The organism is Wenjunlia tyrosinilytica (genome assembly GCF_014646055.1).
Taxonomy (GTDB): domain Bacteria; phylum Actinomycetota; class Actinomycetes; order Streptomycetales; family Streptomycetaceae; genus Wenjunlia; species Wenjunlia tyrosinilytica.
Window position 1 is genome coordinate 1 of the sequence record NZ_BMMS01000155.1, and the last position, 752, is coordinate 752.

1 protein-coding gene is annotated in these 752 nt (G+C 72.9%); it reads left to right on the forward strand.

Annotated elements, in window-relative coordinates:
• Positions 1-752 (forward strand): IPT/TIG domain-containing protein (locus IEY86_RS37770; RefSeq protein WP_265806226.1); only part of this gene is annotated, 752 nt, incomplete at both ends.

The following is a 752-nucleotide window of genomic DNA, read 5'->3' on the forward strand; positions in this document are numbered from 1 at the left end:
CGTCTCCGACACCCACATCTCGGCCGTCTCCCCCGCCGGAACCGGCACCGTCCAAGTCACCGTCACCACCCCCGGCGGCACCAGCAACGGCCTGGCCTTCAGCCATATGGCGATCCCCGCGGTGAGCGCGGTGATTCCCGGCCAGGGCCCCCTCTCCGGCGGCAACACCGTCACGCTGACGGGAAGCGACCTCACCGCAGCCACGGCGGTCACCTTCGGCGCAACCGCCGCGGCCTCGTTCACCGTGGTCTCCCCCACCCAGATCACGGCCGTCGCCCCGCCCGGCGCGGCGGGACCGGTCTGGGTGACCGTCACCACCCCCGGTGGCACCAGCGCACCCGGTGCCTCCTACTTCTACGTCAACGCCCCCGTCGTCACCGCGATCACCCCCGTCTCGGGCCCGCTCGCGGGCGGCAACACGGTCACCGTCACCGGCTCCCATCTCATCGAGGCCCTCACGGTGCGATTCGGGACCACGGCCGCCTCCTTCACCTCCGTCTCGGATGTGCAGCTCACCGCGGTGGCCCCGCCCGGAGCGGCCGGAACGGTCCAGCTCACCGTCACCACCGCGGGCGGCACCAGCGTCGGCGTCCCCTACCGCTATCTCGCGGCACCCGCCATCACCGCTGTCAGCCCGACCCAGGGCCCCGCCGCGGGAGGGAACACCGTGACCCTGACCGGCTCCAATCTCACAGAGGCCACCGCGGTGGCGTTCGGCGGGACGCCCGTCGCGTTCACCGTCGTCTCCGACA